We start from the raw sequence: 22,570 nt of genomic DNA on the forward strand, positions 1-22,570 counted from the left end.
AGAACGGCACACGACGTGTGTGGGATCCTCCCAAGTCTCAAGCGCTTCGAATGATGGGATCCGTGTCACTCCAACTCGCTTATATAGCGTGTGGAAGATTCGACGGGTACTGGGAGCACGGGTTTGATATGGTTGACTGGTTGGCAGGTGCACTCCTGGTGCAGGAAGCGGGAGGCAAGGTAACTGACACAACGAACGGGAGTCTTGCATGGCCATCGGCTGGGATCGTTGCAGCTAACACTGTGTTGCATCCCAGATTGCTTGCAAGTCTGGAAACTCAGTCCCACGACGTGTTCACGGTAGACACTGATTGACAAAACAATCCAAGATGTTATATTGGTTGTGCGACCAACCAGAATGGGTGATTCGATGAGGACAAGAGACGGCAACACAAGAAATCTGCTGATTGAAGCTGCGTACCATGTGCTCGCAGAAAACGGGTACGAAGCGACGTCCATCAAGGATATTGCCCGTGAAGCTGGTGTATCGCCAGGGTTGGTCCACTACTATTTCTCCAATAAAGAGGAATTGCTCACCGCCGTTGTCAAAGAAGCGACCGATGAGTACTGCAACCAGATGGAACAACTTCAGAAGTCGGTTGTCGGAGACAAACTTGCTAGTGCTGCCCTTGCTGAGCCAATGCAGCGGGTGAGGACACACTCGGATTGGTACCGCCTGCGCTATGAGATGTTTGTCCTGGGCTTGCGAAATGAGCACATCCAACCGAGCGTGCGGGAGCTTCTTGAGAAAGGCAGGGAAGGGGTGGAAGAGACGCTCCAAGCCATTGCCGGATCGTCGTTTGACGATGCAGGGGAATTGTCTGCGATTCTCATTGCATGCTTTGACGGCCTGGCGTTGCAGGCTCTCATGGATCCGAACTTTGATCTAGAAAAAGCGTACGCCGTTTTGAGAGAAATGGGAATGGGATTGCTCGCATCTAAAGTGGAATCCCTGAAGAAAGACTGATGGTGCTCTCCGAGATCACAGTGGTTCGCTGACGTTAACTTTGGATCAGATTTTGAGTGTGTTTGGTTGGTTGACCAATTAAATTGCAGAAGGGTTGATCTGAATTGAATATTCTCTTACTTGCCATAGAAAGAGTCGCGTTAGCATGGATTGTGGGTGGTGGCGTCACAATGGCAGCAGGCGTACGGCCACTTTTGCTTCCACTTCTAACTGGACGAGTCGATTCTCCCGTAGTACCCGTCCTGGAACAGCTCTCTATTGATGCATGGAATCGATACAACCGATTTTCTCTTGCGGCAGCACTTGTTTTCTTTGCGACTGAGGTTCTGAGGGTTGCGACAGGCCTATCGACGACATACTGGCAGTTGGGGTTGATCGCTCCAGTTGTGGCCGCGTTCATAGGGAAGCTGGTCATTGATAAACGCCTTAAAACAAGGCTACAGGAACTTGGAGACGAAGCGGTTACGAGTGAGCAGCAACAAGCTGGGCATCGTCGGGTCGAATTATTGTCCATGTTCATCCTAATTCTCTCTGTAGTTTTGCTGGTTTTACCAGTTTAAAAGGTTTCGGAGGAATCGATATGAACGTGCTTATTATCTACGCCCATCCCAACCCCAACAGTTTCAATGCTGCTGTGCTTGCACAAGTTGAGCGTGCGCTCAGGGAGAGTCGACATGACTTTACCGTGATCGATTTGTATAAGGATAACTTTAATCCGGTTCTTGTTTACAACGATGACAGATTTCGACGAGACCTAAAGGATGACCCTGAGACTACAGCGTATCGGGAACTGATTCGAGCGGCGGATCACCTTATCTTGATCTACCCCGTATGGTGGTACGGAACGCCCGCGATTTTAAAAGGTTTTTTTGACAGAGTTTTTGCATCCGGATTTGCGTTTACCTATGACGGTATGATCCCGAAAGGGTTGTTAAAAGGGAAATCGGCATGGGTATTCTATACGATTGATTCCCCTAGGTGGTACGCTGCTATTTTCCGTTTGAGTGCTGACTGGATTGTGGTTCGCGATGCGACGCTGAAATTTTGCGGTGTAAAGCCCGTTAAGCGCTTTATGTTCGCGAATGTAAAGCGAAGCTGCACGGGGCGGCGGGAGAAATGGCTGGATACGGTGTATGAAAAGGTGAGGTACGGTCTGACTCAAAAGGTTGAGGTGGAACATGAGGAAATGTAACTGAATTGGAAATGGAAAGAGCCAAGTGGGCATAGCCTCATTCTTCTTCACCTGGGCGGTATTGATAGCGTTGGAGATCAATTTGGTCATTGTCGATAAACTCGATCCCTTCCGCTTGAAGGGATAGCTTTTGTACATGGAAACTTTCATCTTCCCGGAGGCCAATGCGACCCTGTGAATTGATCACACGATGCCAAGGCAGTTTGTGCTTTTGACTCATGGAATGGAGGATCCGCACAACCTGTCTTGCTCCCCTTGGACTCCCGGACAACCTCGCAATTTGGCCATATGTCATCACTTTGCCCTCAGGTATATTTTGAATGATCTCGACGGCTTTAGCAGTAAATGAATTCATTGAACGATCCCTTCAATCTACGAAATACTCGCTTTCCAGCATAACCGATCCTCAGCCTTTACGGCACGATTGAGCTTGACAGTGAGACTCCTATTTTATACGTCCAAAATTTTTCAGTGAACGGTCTAAATCAATTGTTTCACCATACATTTGAAACTGGTTAGACCAAAACAACATGATGGAAAGTTGGTGGTATGCTATGAAATTCGTTACATTTCAAGACGGACACGGTACGTCGCTCGGCGTCATTGACCAGGACGAAATCGTGAATCTAACGGCATGGCGTGACGTTGTACAGGATGTAATGCCCGAAATTACACGAGACCTTCCTGAACTCTACAGTGTTGGCGACTTAGTGGACGCGGGTGACTCCGGTTTGGAATTTGCCCGCTTCGTACTGGAAAACCAAAGTTCCATGGGAACGGTTTTAAGACGCTCACTAGCCGACGTGAGATTGCTTCCCCCCATTCTAAAGCCGCGGAAAAATATATTCTGTCTGGGTAAAAATTACGTTAAGCACGCCATGGAGTTTGAAGGGACGGAGGACCAGGCAAAGGCTGTTCCCAAGTACCCAATTATTTTTAGCAAAACACCGACTACGGTGGTTGGGCCGAATGATCCAATCGATAGTCATCGGGATGTGACACAGGCACTCGACTACGAAGCTGAAATTGGCGTCATTATTGGGAAAACCGGAACAGCGATTCGTCCAGAAGAGGCGTTAGATTATATTTTTGGCTTTGTCCTGATCAACGATGTTACAGCGAGAGATTTGCAAGCCGCACACAGTCAGTGGCTGCGCGGCAAAAGTCTCGACACGTTTTGCCCGATGGGACCGTATGTCGTGCATAAAAGCGCCATCGACGATATTTCTAAAATTGAAATTGGTTGCAGGGTCAACGGTGAAGTGAGGCAGCACAATGTCTCCGGCAATATGATTTTTGACATCCCCACGACGCTTGCCGTTTTATCCAATGGTATGACGCTGGAAAAAGGAGATATCATCGCCACGGGGACGCCTGAAGGGGTTGGTATTGGGTTTCATCCGCCAAAATATCTCGTACCCGGGGACGAGGTAACGATTTTCTCGGCACAATTGGGCGAACTGACCAACGTCGTTTCATAGTTAGTCTGGACTTTCCAGTAAGTTGTGTTGAATCACCTTGAGATGCTCTGTTGCAGCCTGCGCCGCCACTGATGGTCGATGATCCTTGATGGCCCGGTAAATACTTTTATGTTGAGCGGCATAGTGCTCCATGCGCCCTTCCACAGCTAGACTCATTTGCTTCATGGAGCCCCAAAGCTTTTCCGTTCTGACCGAGTGCAGCGACGTTGCAAGGGTGATGAGCGGCTGATTTCTGGCCATTTTTGCGATTGCGAGATGAAACTCGCCATCCCAATGTTCGAAGTTGAGAATCGTTTCCTGCGATGAGGATTTGGGTACCATGGCTTCCGTGATACAGTGCTCCAGGTATTCGATCTCGCCCGTCGTACCACGCACTGCAGCGAGTCGGGTCAAAAAGGGCTCAATGCACAGCCGAGCTTCGATGACGTCGAAAGGGCTGCTTTGTGTGTCGAGATCGACGGCCATGGATTCGATATCCGTGGACGTTGCCTTATCCGTGATATACGTGCCACTGCCCAATCTCGTCTGGACGATCCCGACAGCTTCCAGCGTGCGCAGTGCTTCCCGGACGCTGGTTCGGCTGGTGTTAAACTGCTTCGCGAGCGCGCGCTCAGACGGCAGTTGATTGCCTACAGTCAACTCACCGGATCGAATTTGCTCCAAGATATGATTTTGGATAATCGTATGCGCTTTGATGTCCCCGGATTGGTACATGTAACGATCACCTCTGACACTCTCAAGTTGGAGAATATAGTATATCTTACGAAATCCAAGGGTTAGACCAATTTCGCTAAATATTATATGAACGTTGGCATGATTTCGAGTGACTAGATATATCTTAATACAAAGTGGTTAGACCAAATGGAGGGATAGAGTGAAAACGGAGTTGAATGGTGTCTCGCACTACTATGAAGTTCGTGGAAATGGACCGGAGGCTATCCTGTTCATCCACGGACTGGGCGGGAACAGCAATTTTTGGTACCCGCAGGCTCAGATTCTAGCAAGAACATTTACGGTGATATCGTACGACTTGCGAGGCTCTGGGCGAGCGGAATTAGGCAACGAACCATACGGAATGGAAGTATGGGTCGATGATGCCACCGCGCTCTTAGATCAGTTACAGATTGATAAAGTTCATGTGGTTGCTCATTCGATGGGAACCCTCATCGCGCAGTACTTTGCGGTCAGTCATCCGGATCGCACACTGAGCTTAACGCTGGTTGGGCCAATTATTGAAATCGGAGCAGCCGGTAAGGAAGGTTTGCAAGCCAGAGCCAAAACCGTTCGCGAGCAGGGTATGGAGGCAATTGCGGATGCGATTTGTGATGGTGGTCTCTCGGCTTCTACGAAAGGGTCACATCCAGAGATTGTGGCGCTCATACGAGATATGCTCATGAATCAACCAGCAGAAGGCTACGCCAGGTCCTGTGAAGCACTCGCCGCAGCAAGAGCCATTGAACACCACCAGGTGACCGTTCCAGTGCTGCTCATTGCAGGGGATGAGGACAATACCTCGCCGTACGCCGTGGCACGTCGACTAAATCAGGGGTTTCCGAATGCACAAGAAATCACCCTAGCGCAGTGCGGTCACTGGTTGTCCCTTGAAAAGGCAGGACAGGTGACCAGTGCCCTTCATGATTTTTTCTGTCGGATTTAACTCAACTCGTAGCGTGAAGGCGGGAGGCCGGCTGGGGAGATCGGCGGTCGGGGCTGGTGGGCGAGACTAGCGGGCAACCGGGGGGGCTAGAGGCCAGCGGTCGGGGCAACCGGGCAACCGGGTGGGGCTAGGGGAACGGTAGTACGTAAAACGCTCATCCGACCCGGCGTGTACAAGAACAAGAAACTCAGATTCCGCTGTATGCTCACAGTCGCCAGGTGAACGAGGTAAATCGGCGGGATAACGGACTTTACTTCCCTAGCTCTCCATCCACTGATGCAGCACTAGCAACAACGGAACAAAAGTCGCTTACGTCGAATCATGCCGGGTCAAGTGTTGCCCGTAGCCTACCGGCCCGACCCGGCCTCTGCATGAACAACAGTAGCCACACCTGGATGGAATGAAAGCGATTGCATACATCGTGATCACTACCCTCATCGATAATCAGACTTCCTTACCTTACAGAATCAATCAGCGCGTACGACCTACCAGTAACGACGTGAAATAACTCTGCACATGAAATTGTCTACCAGGACCAACGTTTTTCAAAAGGGGGAAACTATAATGTCAGTTAAATTGTTCAAAAACGGTTTTTTGATTGACGGTACCGGGAGAGAGCCGGAGGCGAACGTCGACGTGCTTGTGAAGGATAACGAGATCGTCGATGTGGGAAGGAACCTGGGCGAAAATCAGTACGACTTTAATTGGCAGGAAGCTGAGGTTATGGAGCTGAACGGCAAAACCATCATGCCGGGCATGACAGAAGCGCACACACACCTCACCTGGGCGGACTCCCTGTACATCCAGGACATTGACCAAAAGCCGATTGAAGAGACGATGGTCGATGCGATTCTAAACGCGGAAATCCTCATCAACAGCGGTTTTACGTCCTGTGTAAGCGCTGCCGCACGCGGGCGTGTTGACATCGCTATCAAAAAAGCGATCAACCAAGGCAGATTGGTCGGCCCGCGCATGCTCTCCAACGGTGCTGAAGTGTCGGCGAGCGGAGGCTTCGTGGATCTCTGGCCCAACCACTTCCAAATCCACGGCCTCGCCATTTTTGCGGATGGGGAAGATGCAGTGCGTCGAACCGTGCGCAGTTTGTACAAAGAAGGCGCCGATCTCGTCAAACTCAACGTCAGCGGCGAATCTCTTTCAGCAAATGCCCGCGGCGAGATGACCCTGTATACCTATAAGGAAGTTCGGGCCGCAGTGGAAGAGGCCAACGCCCGCGGGAAACGGGTTTACACACACGCCCGCAGTGCAGACTCTGTGAAGCACTGTGTTCGTGCTGGTGTGCACATCATCGGACATGCGGATTTCATCGATGATGAGGCGTTTGAGATGTTGGTAGAAAATAAGGATCGACTGTTTGTTGTGCCAGCCATGAATTGGTTGGTTTCTACACTCGAGCACGGTGCGGAGTATTTTGGCCAGGAAGCATTGGACGCAACTGGCTACGCTGAGGGATTAGAAATTTCCGTACGCAATATGAACCGCCTATACAAAGCCGGCGTTCGTGTATTGCCTGGCGGGGATTACGGTTTCGCCTGGTGTCCACACGGCGGTTACGCACGAGATTTGGAGCACTTTGTCAAGTTGGTGGGAATGACACCAATGGATGCTATTGTTGCTGCCACAAAGTACGGCAGTGAAATTATGCTCACACCGGAGCAGTCGGGTACAGTCGAGCGTGGAAAATGGGCAGATTTGCTGGTGGTCGACGGGAACCCCTTGGATGACATCGCCATTTTGCAAGACAAAAAGAAACTGTGCGTCGTCATGAAGGACGGCAAGTTCATCAAGAACGCTCTCGACAGCACCCCGGTTGTTGTCCTCAATTAATAGACTGTTCTGACTTATACACAATTGAGACAGGGGGGCCGTGCTTGGCCCCCACACGATAGGAGGATAAACGAAAGTGGCTATTGCAGAATGGAGCATGCTATTCAATCGAGTGACTGCCGAGTATACGGAAGAACAGCGCGACGCATTGGCAAAGGGACTATGTCCCAACTGTCACCCGACACCGATGCCATACCGCATTATGGAGACGTTTTACAGCGAACAGTTCCAGACTAGAGTCCACCGTGTAAAGTGCTTCAACCTCGCGGGTTGTGATTGGGATGGTTACATTCCGGCTACACGTCCTGAGACGGGGTGGGATGACTTCTTTCACTCTTGAACGCACGAGCGAAACCTAAGTCATGGGGGAGACTTCATGGAAATCTGGTGTTGCATACGCAATGCGTCGTTAAAAGAACACAGCCAGCTGGATGAGGTGGCCAAGGAATTCGGTGATGAATGCAATGTCGTTCCATATAAGTGTCTGCGGCTATGTATGTTTTGCAGAAACATGTACGCGTTTTATGCAGATGGCAAACCTATAGTGGCCAAAAGCCAAGAAGAGGCCGCAACCAAATTGCGGAACCGAATGCGCGAGGAATACTCTTCACTCGAAAACCAGTCGATATCATAACATTTCGATCCGCCAATGGACGTTCCCCAGTTGATACGGTCCAAGGAGGCAAATGTATGGAGAACGAAGTGTATGTGCTCCCCACGAGAGAGTCGACGTCACAACCCCTTCCTCGGCTCAGCGCGCGGAAATGGGCAGTTACCTTTCTCATTATCGGTGTCGTTCTTACCATCGTGTTTGGTTTGACGATGCCGACTTTCTATCTGCACGCATATGGGAAGTGAGGTGAGATGCAGTGAAGCCGTCCATTAAGTACGCGATCATCAGCCTACTCTACAACGAACGTGATGGCCTGTGGGAATACGAAATCTATCAGCGTTTAAAGCCTCACTACGCCAGAGCCAGTCTGTGCGCCATCCGCGAGGAACTGATTGGGTTTAACACGGTTGGTTGGGTGACGATTACAAGTCTTCGCGAGCATCGGGGAAGATTGTTGCGCAGATTCAAGCTCGAACCTCAACACGCACCCTTCATTGAACATCAACTGGACACCGCAGCCATTTTAGCGGAACTGAACACAATACCTGTACAGCATAGCAATTCGGTCACGACTTGAAGGGAGGGATACCCATGATAGATGCCACGACCATCACACGCCGGCTGACAAAAATGAACTCGACGAAGACGAGAATCGGAATGCTGTACGCTTTACTGGCCGGTCCTGCACTAGGGCTAGCACTTGGCTTATTAGGCACGCTTGTCGGGAAAGCACCGTTTAACAGTCAGTACCCAACCGGCGCTTTCGCCATAGTGGTGCTACTTCAGTATCCGTTCGGTCTCCTAGCGGTCACTGTGTTCCTCATCATCAGCGGTGCATGGAGGGATTTCACGTCTATCTTCAAGAGCCGCATCAGCTGGTGGGTCTTGTTTGTGGGTGTCGGAGGGTTTGTTGGTGACCTTTGCTACGCGTGTTCCGCTGTGCTCATTGGCGGGGCACTCGCCGGGCCAATTGGCGGACTGTTCGGTGTCGTCGGTGCTGTGATCGTGTCCGCGCTGTACAAGGAGAGCATTAAGCGATGGAGTACGCTCGTCGGCGTGATCGCTATCGGTGTTGGGGTATGGCTGGCCTTGAGCGGAGGCAAGCTGGTCTCTCCGACGCACGGCGTCTACGCGCTGGTTGGCGTGCTCATCATGGTGGCGGGGACGCTGAACTGGGGATTCGAGAACTTCGCTATTGCTGCCGGATCGGACCTCATGCGGGCTGAAAGCTTTATCTGGTGGCGAGCGTTCATTGCACTGGTACTTGGTTTTATCCTCATGATTATCGCTTTCCCGGCCTCTCGCCCTATGTTGGTGGAGACCTACTCAGACCCTAGATTACTGGCCTACGGGGCGGTCATCGGGATCGGCTGGGCTATTTGGGTCATTATGGGCTACTACATTGGCATTGCCTACGCAGGTGGAGTGCGCGGTGGTGTTATCGCGGGCACCTTCGGCTTCTTCTTCATCTCGTTCTTCTCTATGACCGTGTATGGCACGCCGTTTAGTTGGATCGTCCTCATTGGCAGTGTCATCCTCTTCATCGGTGCGGCCCTCATTATCACGGAGCCGAAGGAAATTCTCTCTAACAAGCGTTAGGGCGATAGGATGGCGGAGGTGAACGAAATGGCAAACCAGGACGTTGTTGATGAGGCGCTGCTTGATGAGTACATTGAAGTGACAGGTAAGTTCGGAAGACGCAGGTTACTTGCACTTGCAGTGGTGTGTTTGATGCTACTGGCACCGCTGTTCATCATTCAGGGGAACGGCTGGTCGAGCATGGTGGGCGGGCAACACATTGGCAGTGCGTGGATCACTGTTGGCATCTGCGTGGTGATTTGCGCCGTGGGAGCAGTTGTCTTGGATCTCGTCTGGCGGAAAAACGATTAGTTCGCTCGCTCGCAAGTGGGCGTTCCCACCAGGGGACGTGGTGGCCTGGGGGAAACGCCCACTATAGACTGACGTATACAGTTGGATCTATGGCACGTGTTTTGCTGATCAACGCAGGTTCCGAAGGACATATCAATCCAACCCTCGGTGTGGTTCAAGAACTTATCCTATCTGTAAATGACAATGCAACGATAATTCGATAAAACCTTCATGGGGGTCACAAATTATACGAACTGGTAGTCTATATATTGGTTGGCTCTTTTTTTGTTTCCATAAGGAGGAAATCCGCTGCAATATGTCGAACATTGCTTTCAAAAATGCCAAGTGATATCGGGAGCAATGCTATGATTACAGGGAGATACAGAAGTGTGATGCGGCCAGAGGGAACCAGCCATCAGCACCCTGCCATTGTCTTTGACCCAGCAGGAAAAATGCATATGCCCCTTACCGTCTATGCCAAGGAGATTAAGGATTCGACTACGGGTGGCACCATGCGGAGTTACCTCAGTGCTATCCTGCCCTTCTTCACTTATCTGGAAACTGACCCGTGGCAAGTTCGCGGTAGGCGTAGGTGGGACGATGACATTGAAGACGTACGGCAGGCTGTGAGCGACTACCTCATTCAGAAGCAACAGTGCCGCATCCGTAAGCACAAACTAGGTTTTCAGATTGTGGACTCCTCCTCCGAAAGTCGGAATTCCGTAAGTGTTTTTCTAGCGGCACTCAAACGGTACTACGCGATCGCCATAGACAAAGAGTATTACCCTTACTCGAACCCACTTACCAATACGATCTACCATGATGTGCATGCATTGATAGAACAACTAGTGTCTTGAGTCTTAAATATAGCTATCTTTGTTTGCTCGTTATTGATACAATTTTGACATGAGCAGACGAGCGATTTCCATCACACTTAGCGAGCAAAATAGAGCCACTTTAGAGCACTGGGTACGTTCGCCATCGACGCCACAGAAAATGGTGAGGCGGGCCGAGATTGTGTTGCGTGCAGCGGACGGATGGACGAACGAGCAAATGGTCAAGGCCGGGCTAGGTTCGGGAGTGACTGTAGGGCGCTGGCGTCAGCGGTTCGCCGAGTTCGGTATGGATGGATTACAGGATATACCGAAGCCCGGACGCCCCCGAATCATCAGCGATGAGAAGGTCACCGAGCTGTTGGCAACTTCCCTGACCAAGCCCAAGGGACGAACACACTGGAGCAGTCGAGAGTTGGCCAAACAGCAGGGCATCAGTCAGTCTACTGTCTCGCGTCTCTGGCGCAAGCATAATCTCAAACCGCATCGGGTCGAGACGTTCAAATACAGTAAGGACCCAGAACTTGAACCAAAGGTTGTTGACGTTGTCGGCTTGTATCTGAATCCGCCGGAAAAGGCGCTGGTGTTATGTGTCGATGAGAAGAGCCAGATTCAAGCATTGGACCGTACACAGCCCAAACTCCAGCTAAAACCGGGTCAAGTAGAGCGACACACGCACGATTATGTTAGGCACGGAACTACAAGCCTCTTCGCGGCACTCAATGTGGCCACTGGCGAAGTACTTGGGCAATGTCATGCACGTCATCGGCATCAGGAATTCCTTCAATTTCTCCGGGCCATTGACAAGGCCTATCCAGAAGGAGAAATTCATCTGGTCATGGACAATTACGCTACACACAAGCACGCCAATGTGCGCAAGTGGTTGAACAAGCGTCCGAGATATCACCTTCACTTCACGCCAACCAGCGCATCCTGGATGAACCAAATCGAGACATGGTTCGGCATCCTCCATCGGCAGGCGCTTGAACGAGGTGTGTTTCGGAGTGTCAAATCACTCATAGCTGCCATTCACAGCTTTATGGAGCAATGGAATGAAGGCGCAGCACCGTTCAAATGGGTGAAATCTGCGGACGAGATTCTCGCCAAAGCCGTCCGGAATAAATAAAGACAAAAACGACTCAGGACACTAGAAGCCGAGGAAGAATCTCGGCGCGGTTACCCACATATGTCACAGGCCGGCGGTACAGAGGAGCCCCGCCGTAAGGTGCGGCTATCCGACAGCTATTTTGTTCAGAAGGGCGACCAATGGGTAGTCCAAACTGTGGATAAGAGCCTCGCGGGTAAAGTACTGGCCGGGGCAACCAAGGTTAAGAGCTGGGGGCTGAGAGAAGAACTTGTCACCCGCATCCTCCTCGAGTCTGGCGGTCGGATTTCCGAGGTCTGTGCCTTGACCCTTGGTGATTGGTACGCCAAGGGTATGATGCGGGAAGCCACCGCTACTAGCAAAGGGAGCAACGGAAAGCGCGTGAAGTTCTTGCGGTGGACGGATGACACGGCCAAGTTGCTACGACGTTACTTTGACACAGATCGCCGGAAGTTCGATTCTGAAGGGCGGGCACTGGAAGCCTACCTCCAACTCCGTAAAAAGGGCGGAATTGACCTCATGAAAGTCCCTCTGTTCCTGTCACAGCGTGCTACGGCGCTAACGCCGAAAAAGTATAGGCGTTACTGGAACGCTGCCTGTGCGGCGGCCGGAATTGAGGCAGTCGTACATCAGGCCCGCCATTGGTACGTTACAGAGGCGATAAGGAACATCTACGACCACTCCAGGACCGAAGGAGAATTTCAGCGTAAGATCCGAGAACTGATCGGCTATATGTCGTGGAAGAATGGCTATGACATGATCGAAATCTACGAGCACTATCTGGAATCCGAGCGCCATTCCGAGGTCCAGGATGAAGTCCACGCACGACTGGAAGAGCTTAAGCAACAAGCGATGAATGAGCTGGAGCGGAACGTGGGGCCGAAAGCCAATGCAGCCGTACTCAAAGCCGAGAAAGCCCCGAAACGTACCGAGATGGACGAACTTTATGATTTTATCGTAGGAGGATCATAAATGAATAGACTCCCATGCCGCCGGGGCGGCACCAGCAGAAGGATGAAAATGCCTTTGTATGGTCGTTGCACCAGCCCTTCAATATTACCAGTCCATCAGGAAGGATTGGCATGGATGTCGTATACGAACGTTGTTGCGGCCTCGATGTGCACAAGAAGACGGTGGTCGCCTGTGTGCTGACGCCGGAGGCCAAGGAGATTCGCACGTTCTCCACGATGACGGAGGATCTCCTGGAGATGGTTGACTGGTTAGGACAACATGAATGCACGCATGTTGCTATGGAAAGCACAGCTTCATTCTGGAAGCCAATCTACAACCTTCTGGAGTCGGCGGACTGTCAAGTGCTTGTGGTGAACGCCAAGCACATGAAGAACGTTCCGGGCCGTAAGACCGATGTGAAGGATGCCGAATGGATCGCCGGATTGCTCCGCCACGGGCTGTTGCAAGCCAGTTACATCCCCAACCGTGAACAACGGGAACTACGAGAACTCATTCGCTACCGCCGAAGTCTCATTGACGAGCGGGCAAGAGAGGTGAATCGGGTTCAAAAGGTGTTGGAAGGTGCCAACATCAAGCTTTCTGCAGTGGCCAGCAATACACTTGGCAAATCTGGGCGGGCGATGTTGGAAGCAATGATCCACGGAGAAGAAGACCCGGAGGTATTGTCAGGGTTAGCCAAAGGCCGGATGAAGGCGAAGAAGGCCGATTTGCACAAGGCACTGAATGGGCTTATGGGCTCCCACCAACGAATGATGCTGGCAGCCCAATTACGTCACATCGATTACTTGGATGAAGAGATTGCCCGGCTGGATGAAGAAGTCAAGGAGCGCATGCTCCCTTTTGAAGAAGACCTGGAGCTAGTGGACACCATCCCCGGTGTCGGTCGACGAACAGCAGAACAAATTCTGGCTGAAATTGGGACAGACATGACCCAATTTCCGTCTGCTGCCCATTTATGCTCTTGGGCAGGACTGGCTCCAGGGAACAATGAAAGCGCCGGGAAACGAAAGTCGGGGAAAACACGCAAAGGGAATCAAAAACTCAGAGCAGCGCTGGTGGAAGCAGCACGCGCAGCGGCGAGAACGAAGCAGACTTATCTCTCTGCCCAGTACCATCGAATTGCAGCTCGAAGAGGCAAAAACCGTGCAGCAGTTGCAGTGGCCCACAGCATCTTAACCATCGTGTATTACGTGTTACAGCGACGTCAACCTTATATTGAACTCGGCCCAACATATTACGAAGCACGCAAGAAAGACGCAGTCGTAAAGCAGGCGATCCGGAAGTTGCAATCACTCGGGTTGGAGGTCACCGTAAAACCTGTTGCATAAATGATCTCCAGACATCACAGAGTTCCTTTTAAAACCCATCTTGTGGTGGGCTTATTTCAGTATGTCGTTTTACCCTGGTCATCGCTCAATTATTTTCAGGATAGGGAGTGTAAATTGTTACGGACGTAGTTTAGTGTCCAGCGATTGACGGGCTATTTTGTCCCACATCTGACGAATTCGCTGTCCATCTGAAAAATGAAGAAAAGGGGGCTCTTCGCTGGTTGAGATGGGTTGAACAAGTCAATCATGGAGGTATAAAAACCCATTGGCAAACCAGAGTTAGGGTCAATGCCTCCTTGTTGTCGGCTTGACATGACTTGTAGGATGCTAAGTTGGGCATCCGTCAAGAGCTTTCGCGGCATATCCTCCCGTTGGTCGGTATTCCACGCTCTCTTGACGTAACAGGAGGTTATCCAAATGTCCGATCCCGTTCTTGACTTGTTCAATCACTCTATTGGCGTTCAATCTCCCTGGCATGTTACTTCGGTTGAATTCAGCAAAGAGAATAAACGTCTTGACATCACGGTCGACTACAAAGATGGAACCAAGTTCCCATGCCCAAATTGCGGCAGTCAGAACACGGACATCTACGACCGCGACACTCGCTCATGGAGGCACCTCAATCACTTTGAGCACGACACATACATTCACGCCAAAGTGCCTCGAATCTGGTGCCATGATTGCTCGAAGGACAAGGGGGTGTACGGACCATCGAAGTGCCCTGGGCACGCAAACGCGGGCATTTCTCATACGGCTTCGAGGCATTCATCCTTCAACTGGTTCGCGAGATGCCCGTTCTGGCAGTTGCACGTCTAGTCGGGGAACATGATACCCGTATCTGGCGTATCGTTCGCCACTATGTGAATCAGGCTCGCGAATCACAAGACTTCTCAGATGTTCACCACATTGCGGTTGACGAAACCTCTACAGCTCGCGGTCATCACTACGTGACCGTTGTTGCAGATACAGAGCAAAGACGGGTAATCTTCGTCACGCATGGCAAAGACATGAGTACCCTTACGCGATTCGTCGATGATTTCACGCGACATGGCGGCGACCCAGATGAAATCGAAACTGTCTGCTCCGACATGTCTCCAGCATTTATTGCTGGTGTTCACAAATACTTTCCTGACGCTTCACTCACATTTGACAAGTTCCATGTTACGAAAGTAATCGGTGAAGCGGTGGACAAAGTACGCCGTGAAGAACAACGCACACAGCCCATGCTCAAACAATCCAGGTACATTTGGCTGAAGAATGAGCACAATTTGACAAGCAAGCAAAAAGAGCGATTACAGGAGCTTCGGCACTTAAATCTCAAGACGGCAAAGGCATACCAGATGATGCTGACATTCAAAGAGCTTTGGATACAGCCAAAGTCCCTTGCCAAGCCGTTTCTGGACAAGTGGTACTTCTGGGCCACGCATTCGCGGCTCAAACCAATGATTGACGCCGCTAAAACCATTCGCCGCCACCAAACTGGCATACTGTCTTGGTTTGATAGCAGAGTGAATAATGCCCTGATTGAAAGTATGAACAGTCTCATCCAAGCCATGAAACGAAGAGCGAAGGGTTATCGCAACGTCGAGAACTATATCTCTATGATTTACCTGTTGCTAGGCAAGTTGTCCTTCGCTTTACCCACCTAAAACAGCGAGGAGGCGAAAAGGGGAAGAAGACATCCTTCCCCGGATAAAGCTAGATTGTGATGGTCACTGTGTATCGCTTTCCTGAGATAAGGCCTAGCGGTACACCGTTCACAACGATGTACCAGGACCAAAATTCATCCCTATGGATGGTTCCTCTGATTGAGGTGGTTCCTAGGTGAATCTCTATGTCTTCCCCAGCACGCATGCTGTACCAGGCGTCTCTTCCTTCTACCACCCAGCGCCACAAGTCTTGGTCGTAGGCCATGGGGGCCTTACGAACCCTCATGACAACTCGCCCTGGATGACCCGTTCTACCATATGGTCGTCAATGATCTGTTGCCGGTTCTGTGCTCCGTACATAAGACAATGTGTGCATAGCTTGTTGACCAGACGTGGCGCACCACCAGAAAAACGGTGAATCTCGTCGACGGCTTTTTCACTAAAGATGCTGCGCTTTGCACCAGCGTAGGTCAGGTGCCGCTCCATGTATTGGCCAACGTCAGCACGGTCGTAGTGATGTAACTTGCACTGTAAGTCGATGCGTTGTCGGATGGCGGCGTAGGCCTGGAGATTGAGTCGTTCCCACAACTCGTTTTGTCCCACCAGGATAAGCGCCATTGGACTCTGTGCATCCATCTTGAAGTTCAAAAGGAAGCGTACCTCCTCCAACATCTCGCGGTCGAGTAGATGGCTTTCATCCACAACGACAACCGGGCGAACGTCATGAATCCCACGCATGAGCTCAATCTCTCGATGTAACTGACGCTTGGCGTCTCCACGGTAGAACTTCGCTTCACACCCGAGTTGTTCGAGCATGCCTTTGTAGAAATGTCTCGGCGTGAGCTTCGAGTCGGAAAGGTAGAGGATTTTAAACTTCGAATGCTCCAGTGCATCTGAGAATCTGCGGATGGTGGTAGTTTTTCCGGTACCACAATCTCCGGTTACCACTGCAAACCATTGCCGCTCAGCAGCATACTTCAACCTCCCTAAGATATCCTCCAAGCCCGGTGACATGTACAACTGGTTTGTCGGGATGTCTCTTGAGAATGGCGTATGCTCAAATTCGTAGAACGTCTCAAACATCTTGTTCTTCCCCCTTCCACACACTGTCGTAGCGGACGGCTGGGATGACGCGTTCCTGACGTTTTTCATGCTGATTCTCTGCAGCGCGAAGCAGTCGTGACGCTTCAGTTGGCGTGGTGCCAAGGTGGTCTGGCAACTTTGGGCGCGTACCTGTTCGTTCACCAATGGTCATCTCTCGAACTTTGTGGGATTTATGGCCGGTAGCTTCAATGGTCAACTCGGTCGTATCCGCAGGGTCGTAGATGACATCCACAGTGCTGCCGATAAAGGTGAGCCCCACTTCATATTTCTTGTTCATGAAACTGATACAGCCTGATTTGTCGACCTTTCGTGTTTCGACGTGCAAGAAGGCGTCTGCAATGACGTCTGCACTCGCGAAGTTTAGTGGTTTTCGGTCACTTCGGTAAGCCGTTTCAGGACTGACATTCTCGCCAAGTGCAGAGTGTGGTCGATGTTGATAACACTCACTGAGCCAAACCTGGAATTGTTCATTCAGGCGCTCGAGAGTCTGGGGCTTATCTAGTGCAACTTCATTCAGGAAGGAATCCACCGTACGATTAAACTTCTCAACTTTGCCCTTAGCCTCCGGGGAGTATGCTTTCGTGAAGACGAGGCGTGTCCCAAGCTTTGAGCATGTCCTGGCCATCCACTTAGAACGGTACTGCTTGCCGTTGTCAAAGTACACAGCTTCTGGAACGCCGTATTTCTGTACCGCCTGGCGGAAGCAGTCCGTGACAATGCTCTTGTCCAAGGTTGTGTAAAATGCTCCATGGAGAACAAAACGGGTAGTATCATCTAGCACGACGACAAGATAGACCTGCTGCTTCGCACCATTCGGACCGACAGGTAGATAGGGGCCGTATTTGATGTCGGATTGCCACAGCTGATTCCGGTGCCTCTTCTGAAAACGGCGTGATGCAGCGCCTGTTTCTGCGTACATTCGCATTTGTCGTGAACTGTAGCCACGAGCTGCAAGGTGCTCTTGAAGTGTGCTTCGCTTGAGTTGGCCGGGGGCTGCTTTTCCTTCCCATTCGAGTATCTCAATGATCTGGGAAACGCTCCGAGTCGGGACTTCTCTTCGTAGTAGGATGGCTTCTTCTAAGAGGTCCTGAGAGATGAAGGAAGGTGAGGATGTAGAACGTGGCTTTCCCTGAGGTTTGAGTCCTCCGAACCCTTCATTCCGATACTTTGCTAAATACCGACGTACCGTTCGTTCTGACAGACCTGTTTCTTTGCAGATCTGGGCCTTGAGCTCCCTGAGCTTTGCTGCATCCAGGCCTTCTGCAAGAAGTGGAGACAACAATTGAAACCTCTGCGCTGCGATTTCCTCCGCTTTTTTCCAATCTTTCACGGCTAACTCCTCCTCTATGGTAGGGCTAGCATGAATGTAGACGGACTCGGTGCGGACAAAAATGCAGAACGGGTCTGTACCCACAAATTTGCGTTTGTGATTGGCCGGACAATTTGACCCAGCCATTTGTCGACGTGGCCGACCCATTGTCCAAGTTGTTGGAGTGAGGACTGCGTGGAATTGGACGACTCCTTCACAGGGAACCCGTAACGATGAGCAAGCGCAGACAAGCAGCGTGTTGCGTAAACAGCCCAGACTTGAAACCAGCTTCGCCACCGATACAATGTGGACTCATCTGCCGCAACGGCAGGGTTTACTTCCTGCACTGCCTGTTCAATACTCGCCGCTTCGTGACGCTTGTAGGGCACCAGGATGTTGGGCAGCTCGTGATGAATCCTCTTACAATCCTTGCACTGCAACCTGCGAATGATGAGTTTCACCAATTCACCCGAACTCTGGACGTACCCTCTACGTCGGCTCCCGACCACCCCCAAGTGTCCTAAACAGCAGGGACAGGGGATGACTTCCGCACTCCTAACAAAAAACGCCGGGGGACTGCTCCTCCAGCAAAAAATCTGCTACAATAACCATATCCTTTTGGTAGGGCGTCTCTAGTGGTGCTGTTGGCTCAGTACCACGTTATATGAGGCGCCTTTTTCCATTCCTAAGATGCGGACATTATATCTACCCGGATTTCGACGGTTTTTTCATTTAACAGCCCGACAGGGCTGGAAATTCAATTAATAGGTAAATATGTTAACGATCACGATAGCATAGTGGTCCTGGATTGAACCTTTGGACACACTTTCCCCCTCCCCATAATGGACCGTCATTTTTGCCAGTTCAGCTTGGAAATCACTATGTCGCCACCTGAAGGACTTGGGTGGACAGGCGCTGTGCGAACTCGGGCAGACGAATTGTCCACTGACGTGCATGGTGAACCAAAATTCCGGGTAGAAGGAATAGTCTCCGCCGGAGCCGTCCAACTGTCCACTGACGCACTCCAGGTTGCAACGCTGCTTGTTTATATAACAGGAGCAGGTTGTATGCCAGCAGCTTCAGAGCTTCCAACGCTTTGTTGGTATTGAAATTCTGACTCGAGAATTGGTCAACGGCGAATCCATATTTGGCTTCTTTGATATGATTCTCAGCGTTGCCACGGTGGTTGTAGAAATGCCATATGTCCTCACCGTTCCAGTCAAACGTTGTGGCTATGGCCTCGTACTCCCAAAACCAATCCGCACATAGGACCTCCTGCGGGTCAATGTCCAATCGACGCACAATGACAACTCGCCGAGGTTTTTCCCAGGATGTTGCCTGGTACATAAGGGAGGCAACATCGCAGTGTTCTGTATCACTCTGGGTGATACAATGCCACGCTAGGTTGGGGGCCAGCTCTGCTAGTCGCTTCGTCCATTTCAGTTTGATCACGTAGTCTCGCCCGTCTTGTTCCAGTGTCTGAAACACCTTTTCACCGGTAAACCCTTTATCCATGCGGATGGCACGGATGTTTACACCTGTTGGCAACTGCTTTTTCATCGCCTCATAGAAGGCTGCAAACCCTTCTGCTGTGTGAGCGTCGCCGGAACGCAGTTCGTCATAGATGCAGCACCCCATCTGCGATTCAAACGCTAGCAAGGGATGAAAACTTGCCCTTCCATGATGATGCGGATTGAACCCTACAGCAGATTGTTCCTGGTTTCCAAACACCGTCTCCACTGAAGAATCTATGTCAACGACAATGTCATGTCCTTTGGGGAGTAGCGACTTAAGTACAAGGCGCTGTGCCGAGCGGATCGCCTCCATACCAACAGGGGAGCCTAGCCGCTTCAAGTCCTTGTACAGCAGCGTTGTATCTGGCAGCTTCGACAGATCCAGCTTGAGCATAAGAAGGGGATCATGCTCAATGTCCTCGAAGTGGAAAATTCGTTCCTGACCCAGCAATGTACCGAGGACGAACGTAAGAGCAACGTCATCCATTTGGAATTGAGCGTCTTTCCGTTTGCCAAGTTCCTCTGTGCAAAAATACTTATCCATACCGGTTTGGAGGACGAAATCGATGAGTCCTGCCGCCCCGCCAAATGCAGTGGCAGAATTGAGGTCGAAGTGAGTATGTATTTTACAGCTTTTCCGGCGGCGGTGTTTTCGTGTATGCTTATGTTGTTTCACCTTAAAGGTGCTCCTTTCGTGCTAGAGATGTGTTCTCGACAAACTCATCTTAGCCTTACGGGGAGCGCCTTTTCAATTATTCGGGTCAATTCAAAGAGGACAAAACCGTCGAAATCCGGGTTTATACAAAGTGTGTCTTGGGACTCCTTTGAAAGTCTGTATACACGGTTTCTAAACGGGTAGCTACACAACAGAATGTCTCATAAACGTGGAAGTGTTTTATCAAACTTAGTGGGGACAAGTGAGGGGATGTTCACCGGTTGTGGGCATATTACATAGACCTGAAATATTCATAGCGCGATCGTGAAGGACCTGTAAATGCAAGCGGTGCAAGGGCTATAAGGGGATTTAGCGATTCACTCAAAAAGTGACGTGAGCACATAGGAAAAAAGCCCAACCTTTGGTAGTGTTAAGGTGTCTAATCCAAACACATCAAAGGAGAGCTCTTCTATTGAAAAGCCTACAAGAGAATGTCATGAACTTCAACCCCAGGGTGAAAATGAATTTTGACGGCGGCGACTTGACCTCGGATGCTGGACTGCTCCTATACAAAGAATTCGATCACAAACTGGGCCTATCCGAAGCGGTAGAAGAACTGCTCGTGGTTCATGATTCGGTCTTTCATCGGGATCATCCAAATAGCGACGTGGTTCTTCAGAAACTGTATCAGCACATAGCTGGCTACCATACAGACGATCACGCAGATGATTTAGCTGTAGAGCCATTGCTAACTATGCTGCTGGGAAAGGAAAGCTTGGCCTCACAACCTACTTTGTCTCGTTTCAACGATAAAGCGGATATTGCGACTGCCAAATCTCTGGAGTGTGTGAATGAAACGTTGCAGCGTCGCGTGTACGCTATAAAACCCCAGAACCAATTCGTTTTTGATTTGGATTCCTCCAGCTTTGCTGCCTACGGAAAACAGCATGGAGCGAATTTCAATTACCACTACCAGCAACATGGATTTCATCCGTTGTTTTGCTTTGACGGTCTGACCGGTGATTGTCTGCGAGCAGAGCTTCGTGCAGGCAACGTAGTCAAGTCGTCCGGTTTGTGGGACCAATTCTGAATCGATACGGTAGGCTGAACCCGGATAGCCTCATCGTCATTCGTGGCGATAGTGGGTTTGCCGTTCCAGGGCTGTTTGAGTTGGCGGAAACCAAGGGTCATAAATACGCCATCCGCCTCAAGTCAAACGCACGGCTACAGTCCATTGCGCAGGTCATGGCGGATCCATTACTAAACGCTGAAAGATTACACAAACGACAAGTCCATTACAGGGAATTCATGTATCAAACACCAGTTGGGAACATGCCCGCCGGGTGGTCGTGAAGATGGAACGTCCGGCTGGTGAACTTCGGCATCCATGGTGTCTTATATCATGAGTAAGAAGTTTGTGGAAGGCATGCCTTTGTACCGACAGGAGCAGCAATTCATCCGACAGGACATATCGCTTTCTCGTCAGACGCTGGCGAATTGGGTGGTAGTCGGAGCTACGCGTTGGCTGAGCCTCATATTCGACAGGCTTCATGAGGAATTGCTTGCCCGACATTATTTACATGCAGATGAGACAACACTGCAGGTACTACACGAACCCGGACGGGCGGCCAATTCGAAATCGTATATGTGGCTGTACCGAAGTGGACGTGATGGACCGCCGATTGTGCTGTATGACTATCAAGAGAGTCGGTCGAAGGAGCATCCGAAGACGTTCCTCCGAGGGTTCAAGGGGTACCTGCATGTAGACGGATATGCCGGATACCACGACGTGGAGAACGCGACACTGGTCGGGTGCTGGTCTCATGCGCGGCGCGGTTTCAATGACGCCCTTCAATCGCTGCCGAGCGCCGAACAGAAAAAACTTCGGCTGCACGGACTGGGCTTCAATATTGCAATGAGTTATTCAAGATTGAACGTGGGTTGAAGGACGCCACACCGGAAGAACGTCGAGCAGGCCGAGAAAAGCAAAGTCGACCCGTGCTCGATGCTTTTTCAGCATGGTTGCATGAGCAGAGTCCACTTGTGCTGCCAAAGAGTGTTTTAGGCAAAGCCATTACGTATTGCATGAACCAATGGAGCAAACTCATTGTGTTTCTAGAAGACGGGAACCTGGAACTGGATAACAACCGGAGTGAGCGGTCTATCAAGCCTTTTGTGATCGGCCGCAAGGCGTGGATGTTCAGTAATACACCACGTGGTGCGAGAGCAAGTGCCATTACTTATAGTTTGGTAGAGACGGCGAAAGAGAATGGTTTAGATCCGCGCCTATATCTGGAGTATCTGTTTGAGCGGCTACCAAACATCCAAATGGATGACGAGCATGTCGTAGACGCTTTGCTGCCGTGGTCCGAAGAGTTGCCAGAGGAGATACGAAAACGAAAGACAAGAGCATAGAAGATCAACATCCCCGCCAGCGACGCTGCGGGGATTCATTATATCCGATTATGAACAAACGTG

The 22,570-nt window shown here is 50.8% G+C and carries 25 protein-coding genes and 3 pseudogenes; 20 read left to right on the top strand and 8 right to left on the bottom strand.

Features of this window, described 5'->3' with window-relative positions:
- The first annotated feature begins 50 nt into the window (after positions 1-50).
- From NZD86_RS23515 to NZD86_RS23530, 4 genes are all read left to right on the top strand, one after another.
- Positions 51-314 carry an inositol monophosphatase family protein gene (locus tag NZD86_RS23515; RefSeq protein WP_268047061.1) on the top strand — a complete coding sequence of 88 codons (264 nt, stop codon included), beginning with the start codon at positions 51-53 and terminating at the stop codon, positions 312-314.
- Positions 315-369: 55 nt separating this feature from the next.
- Positions 370-966 (top strand): TetR/AcrR family transcriptional regulator, encoded by a 597-nt coding sequence (locus NZD86_RS23520; protein WP_268047062.1) that lies wholly within the window; start codon positions 370-372, stop codon positions 964-966.
- Between the two features lie 170 nt (positions 967-1,136).
- Positions 1,137-1,526: a hypothetical protein gene (locus NZD86_RS23525; protein ID WP_268047063.1), complete on the top strand. Its 390-nt coding sequence runs from the start codon at positions 1,137-1,139 to the stop codon at positions 1,524-1,526.
- 20 nt (positions 1,527-1,546) lie between these two features.
- Positions 1,547-2,158 carry an NAD(P)H-dependent oxidoreductase gene (locus NZD86_RS23530; RefSeq protein ID WP_268047064.1) on the top strand — a complete coding sequence of 204 codons (612 nt, stop codon included), beginning with the start codon at positions 1,547-1,549 and terminating at the stop codon, positions 2,156-2,158.
- A gap of 37 nt (positions 2,159-2,195) precedes the next feature.
- Here NZD86_RS23530 and NZD86_RS23535 read toward each other — a convergent pair whose 3' ends face one another.
- The gene (locus tag NZD86_RS23535; protein WP_268047065.1) at positions 2,196-2,513 is read right to left on the bottom strand and encodes an MGMT family protein; all 318 of its coding nucleotides are present in this window, start codon (positions 2,511-2,513) and stop codon (positions 2,196-2,198) included.
- 199 nt (positions 2,514-2,712) lie between these two features.
- On the opposite strand from NZD86_RS23535, the gene NZD86_RS23540 reads away from it, so the two are divergent.
- On the top strand, positions 2,713-3,639 hold the full coding sequence (locus NZD86_RS23540; RefSeq protein ID WP_268047066.1) for a fumarylacetoacetate hydrolase family protein: 927 nt from the start codon (positions 2,713-2,715) through the stop codon (positions 3,637-3,639).
- Here NZD86_RS23540 and NZD86_RS23545 read toward each other — a convergent pair whose 3' ends face one another.
- Positions 3,640-4,353: a FadR/GntR family transcriptional regulator gene (locus NZD86_RS23545; protein WP_268047067.1), complete on the bottom strand. Its 714-nt coding sequence runs from the start codon at positions 4,351-4,353 to the stop codon at positions 3,640-3,642.
- Positions 4,354-4,513: 160 nt separating this feature from the next.
- Here NZD86_RS23545 and NZD86_RS23550 point away from each other — a divergent pair, with 160 nt between their 5' ends.
- From NZD86_RS23550 to NZD86_RS23605, 12 genes are all read left to right on the top strand, one after another.
- On the top strand, positions 4,514-5,296 hold the full coding sequence (locus NZD86_RS23550) for an alpha/beta fold hydrolase (protein ID WP_268047068.1): 783 nt from the start codon (positions 4,514-4,516) through the stop codon (positions 5,294-5,296).
- Between the two features lie 564 nt (positions 5,297-5,860).
- Entirely contained in the window at positions 5,861-7,141 is a 1,281-nt protein-coding gene (locus tag NZD86_RS23555) for a metal-dependent hydrolase family protein (RefSeq protein ID WP_268047069.1), read from the top strand.
- A 76-nt stretch (positions 7,142-7,217) separates the two neighbouring features.
- The gene (locus NZD86_RS23560) at positions 7,218-7,481 is read left to right on the top strand and encodes a hypothetical protein (protein WP_268047070.1); all 264 of its coding nucleotides are present in this window, start codon (positions 7,218-7,220) and stop codon (positions 7,479-7,481) included.
- Positions 7,482-7,517: 36 nt separating this feature from the next.
- Positions 7,518-7,775: a DUF1450 domain-containing protein gene (locus NZD86_RS23565; RefSeq protein WP_268047071.1), complete on the top strand. Its 258-nt coding sequence runs from the start codon at positions 7,518-7,520 to the stop codon at positions 7,773-7,775.
- Between the two features lie 56 nt (positions 7,776-7,831).
- The gene (locus tag NZD86_RS23570) at positions 7,832-7,999 is read left to right on the top strand and encodes a hypothetical protein (protein ID WP_268047072.1); all 168 of its coding nucleotides are present in this window, start codon (positions 7,832-7,834) and stop codon (positions 7,997-7,999) included.
- Between the two features lie 11 nt (positions 8,000-8,010).
- Entirely contained in the window at positions 8,011-8,331 is a 321-nt protein-coding gene (locus NZD86_RS23575; RefSeq protein ID WP_268047073.1) for a hypothetical protein, read from the top strand.
- A 14-nt stretch (positions 8,332-8,345) separates the two neighbouring features.
- On the top strand, positions 8,346-9,353 hold the full coding sequence (locus NZD86_RS23580) for a hypothetical protein (protein ID WP_268047074.1): 1,008 nt from the start codon (positions 8,346-8,348) through the stop codon (positions 9,351-9,353).
- A gap of 27 nt (positions 9,354-9,380) precedes the next feature.
- A complete protein-coding gene (locus tag NZD86_RS23585) occupies positions 9,381-9,644 on the top strand; it encodes a hypothetical protein (protein ID WP_268047075.1) in 264 nt (87 codons plus the stop codon).
- A 368-nt stretch (positions 9,645-10,012) separates the two neighbouring features.
- On the top strand, positions 10,013-10,480 hold the full coding sequence (locus NZD86_RS23590) for a hypothetical protein (protein ID WP_268047076.1): 468 nt from the start codon (positions 10,013-10,015) through the stop codon (positions 10,478-10,480).
- Between the two features lie 49 nt (positions 10,481-10,529).
- A complete protein-coding gene (locus NZD86_RS23595) occupies positions 10,530-11,582 on the top strand; it encodes an IS630 family transposase (RefSeq protein ID WP_268047077.1) in 1,053 nt (350 codons plus the stop codon).
- Between the two features lie 60 nt (positions 11,583-11,642).
- A complete protein-coding gene (locus NZD86_RS23600) occupies positions 11,643-12,533 on the top strand; it encodes a site-specific integrase (protein WP_268047078.1) in 891 nt (296 codons plus the stop codon).
- Between the two features lie 110 nt (positions 12,534-12,643).
- Positions 12,644-13,861, top strand: coding sequence for an IS110 family RNA-guided transposase (locus NZD86_RS23605; RefSeq protein WP_268042741.1), 1,218 nt, complete (start codon positions 12,644-12,646; stop codon positions 13,859-13,861).
- 152 nt (positions 13,862-14,013) lie between these two features.
- Here the strand turns inward: NZD86_RS23605 and NZD86_RS23610 are convergent, their stop codons facing one another.
- Entirely contained in the window at positions 14,014-14,223 is a 210-nt protein-coding gene (locus tag NZD86_RS23610; protein WP_268047079.1) for a hypothetical protein, read from the bottom strand.
- 55 nt (positions 14,224-14,278) lie between these two features.
- Between NZD86_RS23610 and NZD86_RS23615 the strand changes: the two are divergent.
- Positions 14,279-15,510, top strand: a pseudogene (locus NZD86_RS23615) (ISL3 family transposase).
- 49 nt (positions 15,511-15,559) lie between these two features.
- On the opposite strand, the gene NZD86_RS23620 reads toward NZD86_RS23615, so the two are convergent.
- The 5 genes from NZD86_RS23620 to NZD86_RS23640 form a co-directional block, all read right to left on the bottom strand.
- Positions 15,560-15,796, bottom strand: a complete 237-nt coding sequence (locus NZD86_RS23620) for a DUF5348 domain-containing protein (RefSeq protein ID WP_268047080.1) — start codon at positions 15,794-15,796, stop codon at positions 15,560-15,562.
- The gene (locus NZD86_RS23625) at positions 15,793-16,593 is read right to left on the bottom strand and encodes an ExeA family protein (protein ID WP_268047081.1); all 801 of its coding nucleotides are present in this window, start codon (positions 16,591-16,593) and stop codon (positions 15,793-15,795) included. The genes NZD86_RS23620 and NZD86_RS23625 overlap by 4 nt, the downstream gene beginning before the upstream one ends.
- Entirely contained in the window at positions 16,586-17,944 is a 1,359-nt protein-coding gene (locus NZD86_RS23630) for a DDE-type integrase/transposase/recombinase (RefSeq protein WP_268047082.1), read from the bottom strand. Before NZD86_RS23630 ends, NZD86_RS23625 begins: the two co-directional genes overlap by 8 nt.
- Before the next feature lie 14 nt (positions 17,945-17,958).
- Positions 17,959-18,432 (bottom strand): DUF6431 domain-containing protein, encoded by a 474-nt coding sequence (locus NZD86_RS23635; protein ID WP_268047083.1) that lies wholly within the window; start codon positions 18,430-18,432, stop codon positions 17,959-17,961.
- Positions 18,433-18,802: 370 nt separating this feature from the next.
- Complete coding sequence (locus NZD86_RS23640; protein WP_268043701.1) at positions 18,803-20,113, bottom strand: IS1380 family transposase; 1,311 nt, start codon at positions 20,111-20,113, stop codon at positions 18,803-18,805.
- Between the two features lie 499 nt (positions 20,114-20,612).
- Here NZD86_RS23640 and NZD86_RS23645 point away from each other — a divergent pair.
- Both NZD86_RS23645 and tnpC read left to right on the top strand, forming a co-directional pair.
- Positions 20,613-21,445 (top strand): annotated as a pseudogene (locus NZD86_RS23645) (IS1380 family transposase).
- 25 nt (positions 21,446-21,470) lie between these two features.
- Positions 21,471-22,507, top strand: a pseudogene (gene tnpC / locus NZD86_RS23650) (IS66 family transposase); the annotation flags it as partial.
- Between the last annotated feature and the right edge of the window lie 63 nt (positions 22,508-22,570).

It is taken from the genome of Alicyclobacillus dauci (genome assembly GCF_026651605.1).
Lineage (GTDB): Bacteria > Bacillota > Bacilli > Alicyclobacillales > Alicyclobacillaceae > Alicyclobacillus > Alicyclobacillus dauci.

Excerpts from the sequence above, each read along its gene's own strand:
- NZD86_RS23595 (WP_268047077.1), top strand. The coding sequence starts at position 10,530 with ATGAGCAGACGAGCGATTTCCATCACACTTAGCGAGCAAAATAGAGCC.
- NZD86_RS23585 (WP_268047075.1), top strand. The coding sequence starts at position 9,381 with ATGGCAAACCAGGACGTTGTTGATGAGGCGCTGCTTGATGAGTACATT.
- NZD86_RS23555 (WP_268047069.1), top strand. The coding sequence starts at position 5,861 with ATGTCAGTTAAATTGTTCAAAAACGGTTTTTTGATTGACGGTACCGGG.
- NZD86_RS23600 (WP_268047078.1), top strand. The coding sequence starts at position 11,643 with ATGTCACAGGCCGGCGGTACAGAGGAGCCCCGCCGTAAGGTGCGGCTA.
- NZD86_RS23605 (WP_268042741.1), top strand. The coding sequence starts at position 12,644 with ATGGATGTCGTATACGAACGTTGTTGCGGCCTCGATGTGCACAAGAAG.
- NZD86_RS23565 (WP_268047071.1), top strand. The coding sequence starts at position 7,518 with ATGGAAATCTGGTGTTGCATACGCAATGCGTCGTTAAAAGAACACAGC.
- NZD86_RS23620 (WP_268047080.1), bottom strand. The coding sequence starts at position 15,796 with ATGAGGGTTCGTAAGGCCCCCATGGCCTACGACCAAGACTTGTGGCGC.
- NZD86_RS23540 (WP_268047066.1), top strand. The coding sequence starts at position 2,713 with ATGAAATTCGTTACATTTCAAGACGGACACGGTACGTCGCTCGGCGTC.
- NZD86_RS23625 (WP_268047081.1), bottom strand. The coding sequence starts at position 16,593 with ATGTTTGAGACGTTCTACGAATTTGAGCATACGCCATTCTCAAGAGAC.
- NZD86_RS23545 (WP_268047067.1), bottom strand. The coding sequence starts at position 4,353 with ATGTACCAATCCGGGGACATCAAAGCGCATACGATTATCCAAAATCAT.
- NZD86_RS23570 (WP_268047072.1), top strand. The coding sequence starts at position 7,832 with ATGGAGAACGAAGTGTATGTGCTCCCCACGAGAGAGTCGACGTCACAA.
- NZD86_RS23515 (WP_268047061.1), top strand. The coding sequence starts at position 51 with ATGATGGGATCCGTGTCACTCCAACTCGCTTATATAGCGTGTGGAAGA.
- NZD86_RS23535 (WP_268047065.1), bottom strand. The coding sequence starts at position 2,513 with ATGAATTCATTTACTGCTAAAGCCGTCGAGATCATTCAAAATATACCT.
- NZD86_RS23525 (WP_268047063.1), top strand. The coding sequence starts at position 1,137 with ATGGCAGCAGGCGTACGGCCACTTTTGCTTCCACTTCTAACTGGACGA.
- NZD86_RS23610 (WP_268047079.1), bottom strand. The coding sequence starts at position 14,223 with ATGCCGCGAAAGCTCTTGACGGATGCCCAACTTAGCATCCTACAAGTC.
- NZD86_RS23520 (WP_268047062.1), top strand. The coding sequence starts at position 370 with ATGAGGACAAGAGACGGCAACACAAGAAATCTGCTGATTGAAGCTGCG.
- NZD86_RS23530 (WP_268047064.1), top strand. The coding sequence starts at position 1,547 with ATGAACGTGCTTATTATCTACGCCCATCCCAACCCCAACAGTTTCAAT.
- NZD86_RS23580 (WP_268047074.1), top strand. The coding sequence starts at position 8,346 with ATGATAGATGCCACGACCATCACACGCCGGCTGACAAAAATGAACTCG.